The organism is Acinetobacter sp. ANC_7655 (genome assembly GCF_056784015.1).
In genome coordinates this window covers 66,161-84,943 of sequence record NZ_JBWYJB010000002.1, presented here as the reverse complement: position 1 = coordinate 84,943, position 18,783 = coordinate 66,161, and the positions used below count along the sequence as shown (strand labels likewise).

Below are 18,783 nucleotides of genomic sequence, written 5' to 3'. Positions count from 1 at the left end.
AATACAGTGAATAAAAATCACGTTCGCAGGTTTTATCGTCATTTTTATTCATTGAATAAACTGAAAATAACAAAAAAATTGCATGTTTTTATAAACATTCAGCACCTTGTCCAACAAAAAAATCGAAATGGTATTTATTGATAAAAAAATGGAGTTTTTTGACAACGACAGATTTTACTTGCTTAGGAATGATGATCAGCAATGATTCGGATCATTGATTGTTAGATATTTTAGGTTGTTCAATTGGCAAGAAGATACGGATAACTTTTGAAATAAATGAATGCTCAGTCTACGACCAAAGCATGATTGTTTGAAATTTTAAAGTATAGTCATACTCAAGATATAAGACAAAAAATGATCAGTATGATCAAGACAACTCTCGAGATGAGAAACATAAATCAAGGATGCGAATTATGAATGAAATATATCCAGTACCCGAAGTTTTTAAAAAAACTGCACGAACCAATGAAGAGCAATATTTCGAGCGGTATAAAGCATCTATTGAAAACCCCGAAGCATTTTGGACCGAAGCAGCCAAGAAACTAGACTGGATTAAGCCTTTTACACAAGTCAAAAATACCAACTTTGATAAAGAGAATTACAAAGTTGAATGGTTTGCAGATGGCCAATTAAATGTCAGTGAAAACTGTCTCGATCGACATTTAAAAGAACACCCACATAAACCTGCGATTATTTGGGAAGGTGATCATCCATCACGCCATAAAATTATTTCATTTGAAGAATTACACGATGAAGTTTGTCGTTTTGCCAATGTTCTCAAGAAGCATGGCGTGACCAAAGGCGACCGTGTTGTTCTGTATATGCCAATGGTCCCTGAAGCAGCCATTGCGATGTTGGCATGTACACGTATTGGTGCGGTACATTGCGTGGTGTTTGGAGGTTTTTCACCAGATTCTTTAGCAAGTCGTATTGATGATAGCCAAGCAAAAGTCATCATTACAGCAGACTCGGGCATGCGGGGTGGTAAGCCAATTCCACTGAAAGAAAACGTTGATGCAGCGATGGAGCTTGAAGGGACGAGCTCTGTACAAAATGTCATTGTGGTGCATCGTACTGGTAACCCAATCACAATGCATGAAGGTCGTGACCTGTGGTATCACATGGAAATCATGACAGTCACAGATATCTGTCCACCTGAACCAATGAATTCAGAGGATCCGCTGTTTATTTTATATACTTCAGGCTCAACGGGTAAACCTAAAGGTGTGCTACATACTACAGGCGGTTATCTGACTTACGCGAACTTTACCTTTAGGGAAGTATTTGATTTAAAACAAGATGATATTTTCTGGTGTACCGCTGATGTCGGTTGGATTACTGGTCATTCTTATGTGTTGTATGGTCCACTTTCAAATGGGACGACAACATTGATGTTTGAGGGTGTTCCACAATACCCAACTTGGGCACGCACTGGACATATTGTAGATAAGCACAACGTCACAATTTTATATACGGCACCAACGGCGATCCGAGCGATGATGCGTGAAGGTGATGCATTTATCCGTGAAAGTGACCGTAGTAGCTTACGCTTGTTGGGCTCCGTCGGTGAGCCAATTAATCCTGAAGCTTGGAACTGGTACTACACCGTAGTTGGTGAAAGTCGTTGTCCAATTGTAGATACATGGTGGCAAACTGAAACAGGTGGCTTCATGATTTCGCCTTTACCGGGCGCAACGGCACTTAAACCTGGTTCTGCAACACGCCCATTCTTTGGTGTACAACCTGCTTTGGTTGATGCTGATGGTAAAGAGCTAGAAGGAGAGGCTGAAGGTAATTTGGTGATCAAAGATTCTTGGCCAGGACAAATGCGTACCATTTGGGGTGATCCAGATCGTTTTATCGAGGCATATTTCTCAACTTATCCAGGGAATTATTTCACGGGAGATGGTGCACGCCGTGATAAAGATGGTTATTACTGGATTACGGGGCGAGTGGATGATGTTCTGAACGTTTCGGGACACCGCTTGGGGACTGCAGAGATTGAAAGTGCATTGGTTGCACATGAACATGTTGCAGAGGCAGCCGTTGTGGGTATGCCACATGACATCAAAGGTCAAGGGATTGCAGCCTATGTAACTTTACAGGCAGATACGCCAGAGTCAGCAGAACTCAGGAAAGAGCTAGTAGGTTGGGTAAGAAAAGTTTTAGGACCTGTGGCTACACCAGATGCAATTTATTGGGCGCCAGCATTACCAAAAACACGTTCAGGCAAGATTATGCGCCGAATTTTGAGAAAAATTGCCGCTAATGAGCTAGATAGTTTGGGCGATACCTCAACTTTGGCAGATCCACAGGTCGTGGATCAATTAATTGCTGAAGTGAAATCACAGCAGTAATCCTGATTAAACAGACGAAGTCATGTTTTAAATACCGTTAGTTCAACTAGCGGTATTTTTAGTTCAGTGATAAGAAAAGCAGGCATTGTGATAAGTCAAATCATGTTGATCTGCTAAGCTTATCAGCAGATGCGATACGGAATATAACAATGAATTCTCCCCTAAATTTTAATCCTGAAACGCCACTTGAGACTGCGCAAATACTTGCATCTGAGTTTGCGAAAACCGCAGCAGAACGAGATAAACAAGGTGGAAATCCAAAGGCTCAGCGAGATCTAATTCGACAAAGTGGTTTGTTGTCTTTATCTATTCCAAAAGAATTTGGTGGGCAAGGTGCAACTTGGAGCACGATTTTTAAAACTATTCAAACCATTGCTCAAGTTGATAGTTCACTTGCGCATGTATATGGCTTTCATCATTTGCTTATTGCGACGGTACAACTTTTTGCACAGCCAGCTCAATATGGAGATTGGTTTAGACAAACCGCCAAACACAACTTATTTTGGGGAAATACGTTAAATCCATTAGATCGTAGAACAACCGCGAAACAAGTTTCTGATGAAGAATTTATCTTCCATGGTGATAAAAGTTTTTGTTCTGGATCAATTGATTCAGATATCCTGCTCTGTTCGGGATTTAATGAAGATGGAAAGTTACTGATTGGCGTGATTCCAACAGCACGAGAGGGCGTGAGCTTTCTTGGGGATTGGAATAATATGGGGCAACGTCAAACGGATAGTGGTACCAGTCATTTTGAACAGGTCAAAATTCGCAAGGATGAATTACTCCTCAATCCCGGTCCTTTAAGTACACCTTATTCAAGTTTGAGACCGCTAATTGCTCAACTGATTTTCGTGCATTTATTTTTAGGTGTTGCTGAGGGAGCGTTCAATGTTGCGAAAGAGACAGTTCAAACACAAAAAGCTTGGTCGAAATCACTGGTTGAACAAGCGGTGAATGATCCATTTACCCAGAAGCATTTCGCCGAATTTTATGTGCAACTTGAAGGTGTGCGCTTGCTCGCGGAAAAAGCGATCAATACATTACAAAAGGCGTGGGATGAAGGGGAAACATTAACTGCGGAGCAACGTGGTGAAGCCTCAATTGCAATCGCAACCGCCAAAATTGCAGCGACTAGTACTTCACTTTATGTGACACAAAATATTTTTCAAGTGATGGGTGCACGCGCGACTACTGCAAAACTGAATTTAGATCGATTCTGGCGTAATGTACGAACCCAAACCCTGCATGATCCAATTGATTATAAATATCAGGAAGTCGGAGAGTGGGCATTAACTGGAAAAATTCCAGATCCAAGTTTCTACTCTTAGATCCAATTGATTATGAAAAAAGCCTCTATCGTAGAGGCTTTTATTTATTTTTGATGAATATTTTCTAAAGTATCGACAAGCGTACGTGTCATCTGATCAATTTCGTAATTGACTTGATCGCCGACTTGAACATATTTCCATGTGGTTAAGCGTAAAGTTTCTGGAATAAGATCGATTGAGATTTGATTGTTTGCACGATCAACCCGATTGACTGTCAAACTGCAGCCATTTAAACCGATAAAGCCCTTTAAGAAGAAATATTTGATATTGCCATTTGGAATTTCAAGGTCGATATGAAACGTTTCACCATTTTTGCTTAAATGCTTTACGGTTGCAGTGCCTTCAATATGACCATATAAATTATGCCCACCATTCTCAGCACCTACTTTAGCGGAGCGTTCAATGTTGACCTCATCACCGACGTTGAGTTGACCTAAAGTGGTTAATTCAAGTGTCAGATTTGAAACATCAAAATGCACTTGACCAGCGATCAGATCAATTTGTGTAGCGGTTAAGCAAACACCATTAATCGCAACACTGGCGCCGATAAATACATCATGAAAAAGATTGAGCGCATTAGAAATAACAAAAGTCCGATATCCCTCTTTATGCTGTATATCTAATACTTTTTCTAACCCTTGCACGATACCTGTATACATAATAAACCTTTGCCTAAAAATAAATCTTAATTGCTTTTAATCCTAACTGAGATCGTAGCGATGATCATCTTACGCAGATCAATTGGTTCTAGGTAAAAAGAAGGTCAATAAACCCAGTAGTGGTAAGTATGAGCTAAAGTGAAATACCCAACGAATACCTTGATGATCTGCCACATAGCCCAAAGCTGCTGCCGCGATACCGCTGATCCCAAACATCAAACCAAACATCAAACCAGAGACCATGCCGACACGACCTGGCATCGCTTCTTGTGCATATACAACCATTGCTGAAAATGCGGAAGACATAATCAATCCAGCAAGAATCGCAAAGATACACGTCCACATCAAATTCACATGTGGCATGAGTAATGCAAAGGGTGCCATGCCAATGAAGGAAATCCAAATGACAGCTTTACGACCTATTTTGTCACCGATAGGGCCGCCAGCAAAAGTACCGATTGCTACTGCAGCTAAAAAAGCAAATAAATAAAGCTGAGCCTGTTGAATACTGACCTGAAACTTTTCGATCAAATAGAAGGTATAGTAATTTCCAATACTTGCAATGTACGTGAATTTTGCAAACATTAACGCACAGATAATCACAATTCCCTGTACAAGTTTAGAACCTTTCAACGGTATTGATTGCTTGGCTTTTACTGCTGAAGCAGCTTGAACACCATATTGAATGGTCCATCGACTGATTCTGTAAAGCAGATAAATAGCGAAAATGGCAAATATCATGAGCCAAGCAACTGAGGCTTGGCCGTTCGGTACAATGATTGCTGCGGCCAACAGTGGCCCAACGGCAGAGCCGCTATTACCACCCACTTGAAAAGCGGATTGAGCAGTTCCGAAGCGACCACCTGATGCTGTTCTCGCTACTCGTGAGGCTTCTGGGTGAAAGGCAGATGAGCCCACACCGATGAGTGCTGCTGAAATCAGTAAGATTGGAAAAGTCCATGCAAATGCCAGCAGAACGATACCTAGCAGTGTAACGCACATACCCAAAGGGAGGAGGTAGGGCTTAGGATGCTTATCAGTGTAGAGTCCAACCCAAGGTTGCAGAATAGATGCAGTCATTTGATAGACCAAAGAAATAATCCCGATTTGGGTAAAGCTCAAGTCAAAATTGAGTTTCAGCATGGGATAAATGGCTGGTAAGCAAGACTGGATCAGATCATGTAATCCATGCGCTAATGCAATAGCGAAAATAATATGAACCGCCATTTTATTCGCTGAAGCACCAGAGGAATTGTTTGAATGTTCTATTGATTGAATTGAACCCATAAGGCTGTGCTGTCTTCATTTTTGAGGTGATTATAACCGTGCAACAGCGGAACAATGTACGATTTATTCAATTTTCGATGTACTGTTGCTGATCAGATTATATGAACTATCCAATAAAAAGCCCCCAAGCCGAGCCTTGGGGGTTAAGTTGCTACTGCATGACGCTATTATTATAGTTATCAGGGTCAAAACAAGACTGAACAAAGCGCTGATTTCATTCAGATCGTTGTTAATTAATCGAAGACCAATTAAGCTGATTTAGCGGTGATGTGTTGTTGCTGTTCAGCTTCGAGTTTTCGAACTAAAGGCAGTACTTTTTCACCAAAATATTCAACTTCCTCTATAAAATGTAAGAAGCCAGATAAGATCAGATCCACACCAACTGATTTTAATTCAACGATACGTTCAGCAATTTGTTGCGGTGTACCGATGAGATTTGTTCTGAACCCGTCGTTGTATTGGACAAGATCTTCAAATGTTGATTTTGCCCAGTTACCTTCACCTTCTTGAGTTGCGGCACCAGCTTCACGAGTTGCATCACCAAAGGCATTGACTGCTTCTACATTTGCATTGTCAATGATTTCTTGAAGTACAGCTTTTGCTTCCTCTTCAGTATCGCGAGCAATGATAAAGGCATTCACCCCAATTTTGACTTGATGTTGATTCAGCTTGGCTTTTTCACGGATGTCATCAATCTGCTTTTTAATTTCAGCAGGCGTGTTTCCATTGGTGAAATACCAATCAGAAACACGAGATGCCATATCACGTGCGGCACGCGAGCTACCCCCTTGGAAAATTTCAATATGTGGGCTTTGAACAGGTTTTGGCTTCAAGGTGTAGTCTTTAAATTGATAATATTTTCCATCAAAACTAAAGTTATCCTGCGTCCAAATGCCTTTTAAGCTACGAATAAACTCCTCTGAACGTGCATATCGTTGATCGTGTTCAGGCCATTCTTCACCGATGGCATCAAATTCACCACGGAACCATCCGCTCACAACATTAATAGCGATACGACCATTGGTTAAATGATCAATTGTCGCGAGCTGTTTAGCCGCCAGCGCGGGTTTCCAAGGGCCTGGTAAAATTGCTGCGATTACACGTAACTTTTCAGTTTTTGCCAATAAGCCATGACTAAAGCTTACAGATTCATGCTGATTCTCCGCACCGTATCCTGCCGTGAATCGAATCTGTGTCAAAGCATATTCAAATCCACTTTTTTCAGCAGCTTGCGCGAGTCGAACATTGTAGTCGTAGCTCCAGTCTGTTCGTTGTTCAACATTACTGACGACAAGACCACCACTGACATTTGGAACCCAATAGGCAAATTTAATCGCTTGTTTTTCTGCATTAGACATGGCTTATACCCTCATTGATTCAATTATATTTATGCCACTTCAATTTTTGGGGCAGCATTATTCTTGTGATGCAAGCGTGACTCTGCTGCATCTAAACTTGGTACTGCTGCTGAAGGTAATACTTCTTCTTGTTCAATTTGTTTGTTAATGCCCAAGTTTTGATTGGCTTGTTGGGTTTTATCTTTCACAACCTCAGCACGTTTACCTTTGGCTGGTGCCCACTCTAAAATTGGTAAAGCACGAGCAATGGCTAAGGTAATGCGCGCACGTAATAGTTCACTGTGAATGGTGTATTCAGGCGTAAAATCACGATCAGTTGCATAAACGCCAATTGGCAAAGTCTGTGCTTGGAAGAAGCTAAATAAAGGACGCAATTGATGCTCAAGTACTAAGGCATGGCGATCACTGCCCCCTGATGCAGCTAGTAATACAGGCACATCAACCAGCGCAGTTTGTTCTACAAAGTCAAAGAAATGTTTAAATAAACCTGTGAAAGATGCGCGATATACGGGCGTTCCCACAATCAATGCATCCGCGGCTTCAACAGCAGCAAGATCATCTTGAACACGTTGCGGCAGCTGATTGCGATAAATGGCACCACCTAATAAATGACCGATTTCGCTAAATTTAATAAAATGCACATTAATAGGTGTTGCTTCACCTAACTCATCCAAAATCGCTTGAACAAGCGCTTCAGTTTTTGAAGGATTATTTAGACCGCCAGAGACAGCAACGATATTTAATGGTTTTTGTTGAGCAGTAGACATAGTACAAACCTAAAAATTTAAAATTAATCTCGGATGCACTATTTATGTGGATTTATGCTTATTCTGTAAAATAAGCAAAATAAGAATAAATATCATTTTTGCGTATATAGCGATAATTTAATCTTTTTGAGATATAAATAAGTGATAAATAACTGAATAAACGTATATTTATGATTATGAATAAGCTATTTCAATATTTGAATAAATTTTATATTTAAAAGTGATGTGCTTATCGAATTTTCAAAATTACATAAAAAAATCGCGTTTGTAAGATTTAGCCCGACATTTTCTGCAAAAATTCGTTAATATTTATATATCCTTAACAGCTATAGCACAGTTAGTATATTGATTGTGTTTGAGATCTCTCGCCTCGCTTATGAATATTTTAATCGTTGATGATCATCCACTGTTTCGTCATGCTTTAATTCAAGCAGTTCGTTACAGCTTACCGCAAGCCCAAATCCATGAAACAGCTGCTGTTAATGAATTTTATGAACGTTTAGAAAAAGGTCCTGAACCAGATTTAGTGCTTTTAGATTTGAATCTTCCAGGTGCATCAGGCTTCTCAGCGTTGGTGCATGTGCGTGCACAGTATCCATCGTTACCAATTATTGTCGTATCGGCGCATGAAGAAGTTTCAATTATTCAACGCTCGATTGCACATGGTGCAATGGGCTATATTCCAAAATCAGCGCATCCAAGTCACATTGGTGAAGCGATTCGTCAGGTATTAGAAGGGGATATGTGGTTACCACCAAACCTGCCTGCGAATTTAAACTTTGATCCACGTGCTGCAGATGAAACAGCTTTAGCAGAACGTATTCAATCTCTAACACCACAACAATTCCGAGTGTTAATGATGGTTGCGGAAGGTTTGTTGAATAAACAGATCGCATACGAACTTGATGTTTCTGAAGCAACGATTAAAGCGCATGTGACCGCGATTTTCCGTAAATTAGGCGTTCAAAATCGTACTCAGGCTGTATTAGCGATTAATGCATTAAACATCGAAGAAAAACGTGTTTAATTGATTCTTAGATTTGAAAAAAAGACCTAATCAAAGGTCTTTTTTTCGATGCGTATCTACTTTAGGCTAAACAGTCCTGTTTAGGTGTCAACTCATTACAATATAGAGGATTGAGTGCACATTGAAGTTCATCAATTTGATCTTGTGTTACATAGCCCTTGCGTTTTAAATATTCTGCAACGCGATCATCTCTAAGACTTAAAAAAGCGGCATCATAAACTTTCAGATCAACAAAGAGTGCAGCCGTTTCAAGTCCATTAAAACGATCTAAAAATACCTCATTGCCATACATGAGAAAAATATGATCGAAATCTGCATATGCATCGATGCCCAGTTGTTCTGCGAGTGCAAGCGGCGGTGTTTTGATGAAGAGTAAATCTGAAATTTCATCAAACTGCGTGGTATCCAGCGTATTTTCACCAGTTTTCACTTTACCAAGCCAAGCTTTAAAGACCAAAACGGCACCACCACGCAACAACATACTCCACACTTGATGACGCGTATGTTCATCTAAATCTCGGCATTCTGATGCTAAACGTTGAATAAGTTGATTTTCTTGTTGTGCCAATTTATCAAATAAACCTAAGCCTTGAGGGTGATAAGCTGCTGGTGTAAATACATCAAATTTTAATTGTTCAAAAACCTGTAAAGCCAAAGGTACTGCAGTTTGGTAAATCTGTTCTAAGGCACGTACATGTACATTTTTTAAGGATGTAGATGGAAAAATTTCTTGCCACTTGATTTCAGGCAAAATTGCATTGGCACCATATTGGCGATGAAATTCGTGATTACGATCTAAACCATGTGGCATAGCTTCTGAAATATTCATTGCAAGACTCCATTTGATACTTTTATTCTCGAGAAAATTTGAGGTACTTTGATTTCTTTAATCGAAAGAAGATGTGCTGATGGCTAGATTTAGAATTATGTTGATTGCAATAAGAATAAGACTAAAGTATTAATTTTTATTTGATGAGTAAATTTGTCATCTAAAAACATGATGTTAGTAAACTTGTAACTATTTGTTTTAAATGATCTTTCAACTTTTGATGTGTTTTGCCATAGAAAATCGGACTTTGATTTTTTTGGTCAATTGCCAACGCTCTCTTTAGCTTTATTTTGTTCTCTTTTGCCACCTCTAAAGCTAAGGTCTGCCAATCATTGTAAAGTATGGTGTGAATATGTATCAAAATCACCCAGCTCTTCTTGGAAAAACTGGGTGATGAATGTATCAAAATATAACTATTCAAATCTTATTTTGAAATTTTTAAACCTGATAACCATGAACGTAGTGAGGCAGGTTTGAGAGGTTTTTTCAGTAGGACAATATTCAGCTCTTTGAGTCGTTGAGGAAGCTCAGGATCTGAATCAGCTGTAATCAATGCCACAGGTACATTTTCTTGACGATGGTCTACAATAAAATCTAATCCTATTTTATTTGAATTCAGGTGTTGATCGACCAACCAAACTTGAATGTTCTCTTGTTGAATAATCTCAAGCGCTTGTTCAGGTTCTGTGGCTTTAAACACTTGATAACCCCATTTAGTAAGCAAAGTTGCCATGCCTTCTAAAATAGTTTCATCATTGTCTAAACATAAAATTTTATACGCTGCAGATTTTAATGGTGTGGCTTGAATTGGTGCGGTCACAACCTTTGGTGCATCGATGAGTGGGACTTCAATCATAAAACATGAACCCTTACCCAACTCGGAATACACATGCACAGGATAACCCAACATGCTGGTCATTCTCTGAACGATGGCGAGTCCAAGACCTAAACCTTGTTCACCCCATGGCGAGGTATGTCCACAACGTTCAAACTCTTGGAAGAGTTTAATACGTTGTTGTTCAGCAATCCCTGGACCAGTATCCCAAACACCAATACGAATATGGTTTGCTCTTTCTGCTGAACGTAACACCCCAACAATTACACGACCTTTTGCTGTGTATCTTAGGGCATTACTGACAAAGTTTTGAATAATACGGCGAATCCATTGAGGATCTGTATCAATCCAGAACTTCACGTCATGCACTCGGAAGGAGATCGCTCGTTGTGCTGCAATTGATTTAAATTGTAGTTCTAAGTCACTCAATAGGTCATGTAATGGATAGGCTTGTCGTTTAGGTTGTATTGTTCCACCTTCTAAACGTGCAATGTCTAATAATGCAGAAAGCATACTCTCTGCACCATGTAAGGCACGATCGAGTTGCTGTAGCGTTTTAGCATCTTCTTCATTTTGAATGCTTTGTTCTAATGCCGTACTGAATAACCGTGCAGCGTGCATAGGTTGAAGTAAATCATGACTTGCTGCAGCAATGAATCGACTTTTTGACATATTGGCTTTGTCAGCTTGTTCACGTGCCAATTGTTGTTCTGCCAAGGCATTGGCAAGTTGTTGAGTGCGATCTTGAACGCGTCCTTCAAGTAGTGCTTCAGTTTCTCGGAATGCCGTAATATCAGCAAATGTCGTCACGAAGCCACCGCCTTCGATTGGATTTCCTCGCATTTGGATAACACGACCATCTTTACGAATACGTTCAAACTCATGAGCGCTACCTACTTTCATCCAATGAATACGTTTACGTACGTGCTCTTCAACGGAACCAGGTCCACATTCACCGCGCTCTGCGTTGTATCGGATCAAGTCTGCAATCGGGCAGCCCACATATACCAAATCTTTTGGATAATCGAATAAAACGAGATATTGATTATTCCATGCGACTAAACACATGTTTTCATCGACAACACTTACCCCTTGGGTCATGTGGTCGATCATGGTCATAATTAGATTTTGGTTAAAGCGTTGCCATTGTGATGCTTGGTCTAGAATATTAGCGACCTGTCCAAGTGCTAATCCATTGTTAACCATGGCTGTAGTGAGTAGGGTACGTGCCGATGCAGCTCCAATTGTGCCAGCAAGATATTGTTCAGTGAAGCGCCACCACATCCCATTGGCACTGCTGTTTTCGTTTAATATCACATTATTGGATAAGCAGAATTGATTAAACGCATGCATGGTCGGACCTTCACCCGTAATCCGTTTGGCAAGCGTGATCAGGTCACCCACTTTTAATCGTGCGACATCATGATGTAAATAATTAACTTCATTTGAGGTTTGTTGCGTTTGTAGGGGTTTAGTTTCGTAATAGAAGAAACTTTCTGCCTGTATTTGCTCAGCAATACTTGGACGATAAATTCGTGAGATCCAGATGTAGAGCACGATATTTAAGCCAAGTGACCAAATTACACCATGTGTTAATGGCGCAAATGATTCAAAACCAAGTAATGCTTCAGGCTTTAATAAGTCAAATCCCAGAGGGCCAAACATCAGAAACGAATAAGTAAATTGATAATATTCATCTGGTAAACTTCTTAAAATTGTTGGTAAGAGCAGTGTGTAACTCCACATCACAAAACCAACGATGAGACCTGCATAGACCCCTTGCTTACTTCCACCACGCCAGTACAACCCCCCAATAAGTGCAGGTGCAAACTGTGCAACAGCACTAAATGCCAAAAGACCAAATACTGACAGCTGATCAATGTCATTAAAGAAATGGAAGAACAAGAATCCAAGTAGCATGACCGCCAAAATACATACGCGACGTGTGAATTTCAGCATTCGAGGTAAACGCTTGTCATGACGAGAAATCCAACCCAAGCGCCATAGCGCAGGCATAATCAAGTCGTTACTGAGCATGATTGAGAGTGCGACTGAAGAGACTAAAAGCATACCAGTTGAAGCCGAAAATCCTCCAAGGAATGCTAAGAGCGTCAGCCATTCTTGGTTATAGCTCAAAGGCAGTGACAGCACGGCAACATCAGGGACTGCCATGTATTCTGGTGCAGCATGAAGTGCCCAACTTGCAATCGGAATAATCGCGACAACGGTTAAAATGATGTAAGCGGCAAACCATCTGCGCGCACCACGAATATGTTTTTCATCACGTAATTCAACTACAGCAACATGAAACTGGCGTGGCAAACATATAATTGCTAATGCTGCTAAAAGTGTTTGAATCCAAAAGGTATCTGGCACGCCCATCAGTTGAATTTCATGGAAGGTTTTGGATACGTCTGCGGAAACTTGAATGAGGTTTTCGGGGCGTTCAAATAAAAAGAAAAAAGCGACACAGAGGAGTGCAAATAATTTAACAAAGGATTCAAAAGCGACTGCCAGCATTAAACCGCCATGCTGTTCGGTGTTGGCAATCTGACGTGTACCAAACATCATAGCCAAAATTGCTAGAACCCCTGTAAGTGCAAGTACACCATTGGTGGTCAGATTCATCACTTCTGAATCTTGTTGCAACATCACGGATGCACTGAGTGCAATGGCTCTCAGTTGTAAGGCAAGATAAGGAATGATGGCGATCACGGCTAAAATGGTGACGAGTGAGGCGAGAGGTCCGCTTTTGCCATAACGTGCTGCCACAAAGTCAGCAATTGAGGAAATAGCATGGTGCTGACGTACTCGACCTAAGCGACGCCAAATATCATAACCAAACCAGACAAACAGAAGTGGGCCTAAGTAGATTGGAAGGAAAATGATCCCTTCACGAACAGCAGCACCCGTTGCGCCGTAGAATGTCCAAGACGAACAGTACACGCCTAAGGTCAAACTAAACAATAACATGCGTCCACGTGGGCTGAGCCGACTGGCATGTTTTTCACCAAAAAAGGCGCAAATAAAAAGGATGAGGATGTAGAGGGCGAGTACCCCAATAATCAACCAACTGTTCATAGGACTTACACTTGAGAATCTCGTGTAATGATAACGCATCCATGAACTGTCACGTTCAAATTGATCAAAATTTAGCGACCAAAGTCTAAATTACAACCAATGCAAAATCTTGCTAATTTAAAAATCGGAATAATTTAAATAAAAAAAATGACCTACGGTTGGGTCTCATATGGAGTCTTGTTTATGGATGAGAGACAAGTAGAGCAAATTCTACAGAATCCCAAATTCAAAGAAATGGTCAAAAAGAAAAGCACACTGAGCTGGACATTGACAGGCATTATGCTGTTTGTCTACGTTGGTTTTATGCTTTTAGTTGGCTATAACAAAGAGTTTTTATTGTCATCGCTTTCAGGTGGTGTAACCACTTGGGGTATCCCTCTAGGATTAGGCATCATCGTGCTGTCTTTCTTGTTATGTGGTGTGTATTCGTACATTGCCAACAATAAGCTCGATCAATTAAACGAAGAAGCTATGCGCGAAGTTGAAGCCATCACTCACGAGAAGGGACTACACTAAGATGAAATGGAATTCTTTACTCACATTTGCAGGGACTGCAATGTTATCTGGATTGGCATTTGCAGGTCCTGATTTAGGTGCAGCAGAACAACAAGCAACAAATTGGCCTGCGATTATCATGTTCTTGATTTTCGTCGGTGCAACGCTGGGGATTACCAAATGGGCAGCTAAACAAACCACAAACACCAAAGATTTCTATACCGCAGGCGGTGGAATTTCTGGTTTCCAAAATGGTTTAGCCATTGCTGGTGACTATATGTCCGCAGCATCGTTCCTTGGTATTTCTGCGATGGTTTTCCTGTCAGGTTTCGATGGCTTACTCTATTCACTTGGTTTCATGGTAGGTTGGCCTATCGTACTTTTCTTGATAGCAGAGCGTTTGCGTAACTTGGGTAAATACAATTTATCTGACGTTGTATCATTCCGTTTACAAGAAAAACCTGTACGCACACTGGCAGCGTTAAGCTCTCTTGTTGTTGTTGCATTCTACTTGATTGCCCAAATGGTCGGCGCTGGTCAGTTGATCAAGCTTCTGTTTGGCTTGAACTATAACATTGCTGTCGTCATCGTCGGTCTGCTCATGATGGCATACGTTATGTTTGGCGGTATGTTAGCGACAACATGGGTGCAAATCATTAAGGCAGTGATGTTGTTGTCAGGTGCTACCTTCATGGCATTTATGGTGATGAAAGGCGTTGGCTTTAGCTTCACCAATATGTTCGAGCAATCGATTCAAGTCTTCTCTAAAGTACATGATTTAACCTTAGATGATGCAACCAAAATCATGGGACCAGGTAGTCTGGCATCAAACCCAATTGATGCGATTTCTCTTGGTTTAGCATTGATGTTTGGTACAGCTGGTTTACCACATATCCTCATGCGTTTCTTCACAGTAAAAGATGCGAAAGAAGCACGTAAATCAGTTGTTGTCGCAACAGGCTTTATCGGTTACTTCTATCTTTTAACTTTCATCATTGGTTTCGGTGCGATTCTCTATGTATCGAACAACCCACAATTCCTTGATATTGCGAAAATGGCAGTAACTGGCAAGCTAGAGCTTGTTGGTGGTAATAACATGGCTGCGGTTCACTTGTCTGATGCTTTAGGCGGTGACTTGTTCATGGGCTTCATTTCAGCGGTTGCATTTGCCACGATTCTAGCAGTTGTTGCAGGTTTAACGTTGTCAGGTGCTTCAGCAATTTCACATGACTTATATGCGAACGTATTGAAAAAAGGACAAACTACACCTGAATCTGAACTTCGTATGTCTAAAATCGCGACTTTAGGTCTTGCGATCTTTGCGATGATCTTGGGTATCTTGTTCGAGAAACAAAACGTTGCCTTCATGGTAGGTTTAGCATTCTCTGTTGCTGCATGTGCAAACTTCCCAGTGCTTGTACTTTCAATGTTCTGGAAAGGTTTAACAACGCGTGGTGCAGTTGCCGGTGGTGTTGTTGGATTAGTTTTAGCGGTTGTACTCATCGTACTTTCTAAAGCAGTTTGGGTAGATACGCTTGGTATTTCTGATACACCAATTAATCCATATAACGGTCCTGCATTATTTGCGATGCCTTTAGCATTCTTCTTCTGCTGGTTGTTCTCTGTGACAGACAATTCTGCACAAGCGCAAGCAGAACGTAAAGCATTTGATGCACAGTTTGTACGTTCACAAACAGGTATTGGTATTTCTGGTGCGTCAGACCACTAAACCATACTGATCATGATAAAAAGCCCCTTTAAGGGGCTTTTTTTCTTTACCAAATTTCTATTTTAAATGACATACAAGTCATCAACTGTCCGCTATGCTTTCATTCAAACAAAACAATAAAAATAGTTGGAGTTGAGATGAGTTTAATATGCCGCGTGATACGTGATCTCGTACGTTTACCATCCGCGTGTCTACTGATTTTACAGCTGCTGATTTTATTCCTCGCAGTGATATCAAGTCATGATTTGGCTTATCGCTCCATGACTTGGATTCTCGGCGCTTTAGTCCTTCTTATTATTGCTAAAGTCATCAAAATGACCCCAATTTTTAGTGCTGTAGGTTTATTTGGGGTATTAGGAGCTCTCATTTTTTCTTTCTTGATTCTGATTGGATATCATCAAGCCTATATTCAAATTACAGCGCATGTATTTGAAGTTATCGCGTATACGACAGCGGCTTATGGTTTGGTTCGATATATGTTCGAAGACCGCTATTTGACCAAAGATGAATTATTTGCGGCAGCAGCTGTTTTTACTTTAATTGCATGGAGCTTCGCATTTTTATATAGCATCTGCCAGCTATATGACCCACTGAGTTTTAGCATAACGCCTGAACAATCTGTTCAACATAGTTGGTTAGATTTGTTGTTTCTCAGTTTTAGTATTCAGTCGGCAACAGGTCTTTCAGATATTATGCCCTTGAGTCCGCTGGCGAGACTGATTGCCATGATTCAAATGTTTAGTGGAGTCATGTATCTGGCTTTGATTGTTTCGCGCTTAGTTGCACTGCAATACATTGCTCATTTGCCAAAGCATCAGGATGATTAAAACAGAACGTTACATCTTGCTAACGGCATTCATCTGCAAAATCATGAATAATAAGTACTTAGATCAAAAAATAATCTCCAACCCTCGATATTGAGTCGATTTTCTATTCTGTTTTTGATGAAACTAACCCGGCTTTATATGAGGTTGAGGATAAATGATCTCAATTCATATAGCGTTTTATCCAGTTTGAAGCGTTTCACCGAAAAATAAATATATAGGGGAATTATGTCTTCTCAGCATCCTTCATGGTATTCAAATGTAAATCCACGTGTTTTTATCAGCACGGTACTCATCATTTTTGTATTTTTGGCCACTGTGGTGTTATCTCCTAATGGTTTTGAATTAGTTACTCAGCAACTGAACCAATGGATTACGGATTCTTTTAGTTGGTTCTATGTTTTAGCAGTTGCCATATTTCTGATCGTGCTGGCTTATATCGCAATTTCTGACTACGGCAAAATCAGGCTCGGTCCAGATCATAGCCAACCGAGTTACAGTAATGGCTCTTGGTTTGCCATGCTCTTTACCGCAGGTATGGGGATTGGCCTGATGTTTTTTGGGGTAGCAGAACCTGTAATGCATTATGTCTCTCCGCCAGTCGGTGATGGAGAAACGGTTATGGCAGCGCAGCAAGCGATGCGAGTGACTTTCTTCCACTGGGGACTTCATGCATGGGGAATCTATGCATTGATTGGATTGTCCTTGGCCTATTTTGCTTATCGACATCAATTGCCTTTAAAAGTACGTTCCGCGCTTTATCCGATCATTGGAAAAAAAATTCATGGTCCAATGGGGGATGCCGTAGACACATTTGCCACGATTGGAACAGTATTTGGTGTGGCGACAACATTGGGTTTTGGTGTAACGCAAATTAATTCAGGCTTGAATTATTTATTTGATGTTCCTCAATCAGCAAGTACTCAAGTGATACTGATCATTATCGTCAGTTCATTGGCATCATTGTCCGTTTTTCTAGGTTTAGAAAAAGGAATTAAACGGTTGTCTGAGTTGAATTTGGTATTGGCAATAAGTTTATTGCTCTTTGTATTCTTCGCGAGTTCTACCATTTATCTTTTGCAAACCACAATTCAGAACATGGGTCAGTATGTTTCTAATCTCTTTACCATGACATTTAATTTATATGCTTATCAACCGAATGGTTGGATTGGTGGTTGGACGATTATGTATTGGGCATGGTGGATCTCATGGTCACCATTTGTCGGGATGTTTATCGCACGTGTGTCACATGGAAGAACTATTCGAGAGTTTATCGTTGGAGTTATGTTGATTCCTACTGGATTTACACTCATTTGGATGGGCTTTATGGGGAATGCTGCGCTCTTCAGTATTATGCAAGAAGGCAATGAAGCACTGATGCTAGCAGTACAGAAGGATTCTTCCGTTGCATTATTCGAATTTTTAAATAGCTTACCACTCGCTTCAATCATGAGTGTGGTGGCAACATCGCTGGTTATTTTATTCTTTGTCACTTCAGCGGATTCAGGTGCATTAGTTACAGACTATTTGACGGCCAAAGGTGAAGGTTCACCGACATGGCAACGACTCTTTTGGACTGTGCTTATGGCGGTATTGGCAATTGTATTATTATTGGTCGGTGGGCTCGGTGCTTTACAATCTGCAACCATCATGAGTGCATTGCCATTCTCCGTCATTATGCTCTTTATTTGTTGGGGATTACTCAAAGCCTTAAAAGTAGATTTAATTAAAATGAATGCTTTGCAAGAAGCGAGAATTACACCTCGAGCGATTCATCAACCACGGAGTTGGCAAAAACGCTTAGGATTGATTATGCACTATCCTCATTCTAAGGAAGAGGTTGATGTATTTATTGAATCTCAAGTATCTCAAGCATTAGAGCAAGTGCAGAAAGAGTTCAAGAGAAGACAGTTTAAGGTTAGTGTAAATCGATTGGGTGAAGGTGTAGAGTTGAGGGTAGATCATCATGCTGAGTTGAATTTCGTATATCAAGTGATGTCACAAAGAACAACGCCACCGAGCTTTATGCCAGATACAATGGTGACTGAGCAGGATTATTATCAGGCGGAAGTGTTTTTAAGAGAGGGTGGACAGGCCTATGATGTAATGGACTGGACACAAGAAGACTTAATTCAAGATGTCATTGATCAATACGAAAGACATTTACATTTCTTAAGTGTAATTCGTAGCCCTGAGTAAATAGT

At 40.5% G+C, this 18,783-nt stretch carries 13 protein-coding genes; 7 read left to right on the top strand and 6 right to left on the bottom strand.

The window, feature by feature from the left end; genetic code table 11:
- Positions 1-413 precede the first annotated feature (413 nt).
- The gene (gene acs / locus AC1M9N_RS04385; RefSeq protein WP_035265794.1) at positions 414-2,357 is read left to right on the top strand and encodes an acetate--CoA ligase; all 1,944 of its coding nucleotides are present in this window, start codon (positions 414-416) and stop codon (positions 2,355-2,357) included.
- 149 nt (positions 2,358-2,506) lie between these two features.
- Positions 2,507-3,688 carry an acyl-CoA dehydrogenase family protein gene (locus AC1M9N_RS04380; protein WP_481586861.1) on the top strand — a complete coding sequence of 394 codons (1,182 nt, stop codon included), beginning with the start codon at positions 2,507-2,509 and terminating at the stop codon, positions 3,686-3,688.
- Between the two features lie 44 nt (positions 3,689-3,732).
- Here AC1M9N_RS04380 and AC1M9N_RS04375 read toward each other — a convergent pair whose 3' ends face one another.
- The 4 genes from AC1M9N_RS04375 to msuE all read right to left on the bottom strand — a co-directional run bounded on the left by AC1M9N_RS04375 (position 3,733) and on the right by msuE (position 7,759).
- Entirely contained in the window at positions 3,733-4,347 is a 615-nt protein-coding gene (locus AC1M9N_RS04375; RefSeq protein ID WP_481586860.1) for a riboflavin synthase subunit alpha, read from the bottom strand.
- Between the two features lie 78 nt (positions 4,348-4,425).
- Entirely contained in the window at positions 4,426-5,574 is a 1,149-nt protein-coding gene (locus AC1M9N_RS04370; protein ID WP_481586961.1) for an MFS transporter, read from the bottom strand.
- A 308-nt stretch (positions 5,575-5,882) separates the two neighbouring features.
- Positions 5,883-6,992, bottom strand: a complete 1,110-nt coding sequence (gene sfnG / locus AC1M9N_RS04365) for a dimethylsulfone monooxygenase SfnG (RefSeq protein ID WP_481609742.1) — start codon at positions 6,990-6,992, stop codon at positions 5,883-5,885.
- 29 nt (positions 6,993-7,021) lie between these two features.
- A complete protein-coding gene (msuE, locus tag AC1M9N_RS04360) occupies positions 7,022-7,759 on the bottom strand; it encodes an FMN reductase (RefSeq protein WP_035265789.1) in 738 nt (245 codons plus the stop codon).
- Between the two features lie 376 nt (positions 7,760-8,135).
- On the opposite strand from msuE, the gene AC1M9N_RS04355 reads away from it, so the two are divergent.
- Positions 8,136-8,786: a response regulator gene (locus tag AC1M9N_RS04355; RefSeq protein WP_035265788.1), complete on the top strand. Its 651-nt coding sequence runs from the start codon at positions 8,136-8,138 to the stop codon at positions 8,784-8,786.
- A gap of 61 nt (positions 8,787-8,847) precedes the next feature.
- On the opposite strand, the gene AC1M9N_RS04350 is transcribed toward AC1M9N_RS04355, so the two are convergent.
- Together AC1M9N_RS04350 and AC1M9N_RS04345 are read right to left on the bottom strand one after the other, a co-directional pair.
- A complete protein-coding gene (locus AC1M9N_RS04350; protein WP_035265786.1) occupies positions 8,848-9,615 on the bottom strand; it encodes a hypothetical protein in 768 nt (255 codons plus the stop codon).
- 424 nt (positions 9,616-10,039) lie between these two features.
- Complete coding sequence (locus AC1M9N_RS04345) at positions 10,040-13,531, bottom strand: hybrid sensor histidine kinase/response regulator (RefSeq protein ID WP_481954320.1); 3,492 nt, start codon at positions 13,529-13,531, stop codon at positions 10,040-10,042.
- A gap of 183 nt (positions 13,532-13,714) precedes the next feature.
- On the opposite strand from AC1M9N_RS04345, the gene AC1M9N_RS04340 reads away from it, so the two are divergent.
- From AC1M9N_RS04340 to AC1M9N_RS04325, 4 genes are all read left to right on the top strand, one after another.
- Complete coding sequence (locus tag AC1M9N_RS04340) at positions 13,715-14,047, top strand: DUF485 domain-containing protein (protein WP_035265779.1); 333 nt, start codon at positions 13,715-13,717, stop codon at positions 14,045-14,047.
- A gap of 1 nt (position 14,048) precedes the next feature.
- Positions 14,049-15,755 carry a cation acetate symporter gene (locus AC1M9N_RS04335; RefSeq protein WP_180028478.1) on the top strand — a complete coding sequence of 569 codons (1,707 nt, stop codon included), beginning with the start codon at positions 14,049-14,051 and terminating at the stop codon, positions 15,753-15,755.
- A 137-nt stretch (positions 15,756-15,892) separates the two neighbouring features.
- A complete protein-coding gene (locus AC1M9N_RS04330; RefSeq protein WP_481608657.1) occupies positions 15,893-16,582 on the top strand; it encodes an ion channel in 690 nt (229 codons plus the stop codon).
- Between the two features lie 225 nt (positions 16,583-16,807).
- Positions 16,808-18,778 (top strand): BCCT family transporter, encoded by a 1,971-nt coding sequence (locus AC1M9N_RS04325; protein ID WP_481608656.1) that lies wholly within the window; start codon positions 16,808-16,810, stop codon positions 18,776-18,778.
- Positions 18,779-18,783 lie beyond the last annotated feature (5 nt).

What these genes read in the sequence shown, in the direction of transcription:
- AC1M9N_RS04370 (WP_481586961.1), bottom strand. Translation starts at nt 5,574, where the DNA reads ATGGCGGTTCATATTATTTTCGCTATTGCATTAGCGCATGGATTACAT.
- msuE (WP_035265789.1), bottom strand. Translation starts at nt 7,759, where the DNA reads ATGTCTACTGCTCAACAAAAACCATTAAATATCGTTGCTGTCTCTGGC.
- AC1M9N_RS04325 (WP_481608656.1), top strand. Translation starts at nt 16,808, where the DNA reads ATGTCTTCTCAGCATCCTTCATGGTATTCAAATGTAAATCCACGTGTT.
- AC1M9N_RS04345 (WP_481954320.1), bottom strand. Translation starts at nt 13,531, where the DNA reads ATGAACAGTTGGTTGATTATTGGGGTACTCGCCCTCTACATCCTCATC.
- AC1M9N_RS04335 (WP_180028478.1), top strand. Translation starts at nt 14,049, where the DNA reads ATGAAATGGAATTCTTTACTCACATTTGCAGGGACTGCAATGTTATCT.
- AC1M9N_RS04380 (WP_481586861.1), top strand. Translation starts at nt 2,507, where the DNA reads ATGAATTCTCCCCTAAATTTTAATCCTGAAACGCCACTTGAGACTGCG.
- AC1M9N_RS04350 (WP_035265786.1), bottom strand. Translation starts at nt 9,615, where the DNA reads ATGAATATTTCAGAAGCTATGCCACATGGTTTAGATCGTAATCACGAA.
- AC1M9N_RS04355 (WP_035265788.1), top strand. Translation starts at nt 8,136, where the DNA reads ATGAATATTTTAATCGTTGATGATCATCCACTGTTTCGTCATGCTTTA.
- AC1M9N_RS04330 (WP_481608657.1), top strand. Translation starts at nt 15,893, where the DNA reads ATGAGTTTAATATGCCGCGTGATACGTGATCTCGTACGTTTACCATCC.
- sfnG (WP_481609742.1), bottom strand. Translation starts at nt 6,992, where the DNA reads ATGTCTAATGCAGAAAAACAAGCGATTAAATTTGCCTATTGGGTTCCA.
- acs (WP_035265794.1), top strand. Translation starts at nt 414, where the DNA reads ATGAATGAAATATATCCAGTACCCGAAGTTTTTAAAAAAACTGCACGA.
- AC1M9N_RS04340 (WP_035265779.1), top strand. Translation starts at nt 13,715, where the DNA reads ATGGATGAGAGACAAGTAGAGCAAATTCTACAGAATCCCAAATTCAAA.
- AC1M9N_RS04375 (WP_481586860.1), bottom strand. Translation starts at nt 4,347, where the DNA reads ATGTATACAGGTATCGTGCAAGGGTTAGAAAAAGTATTAGATATACAG.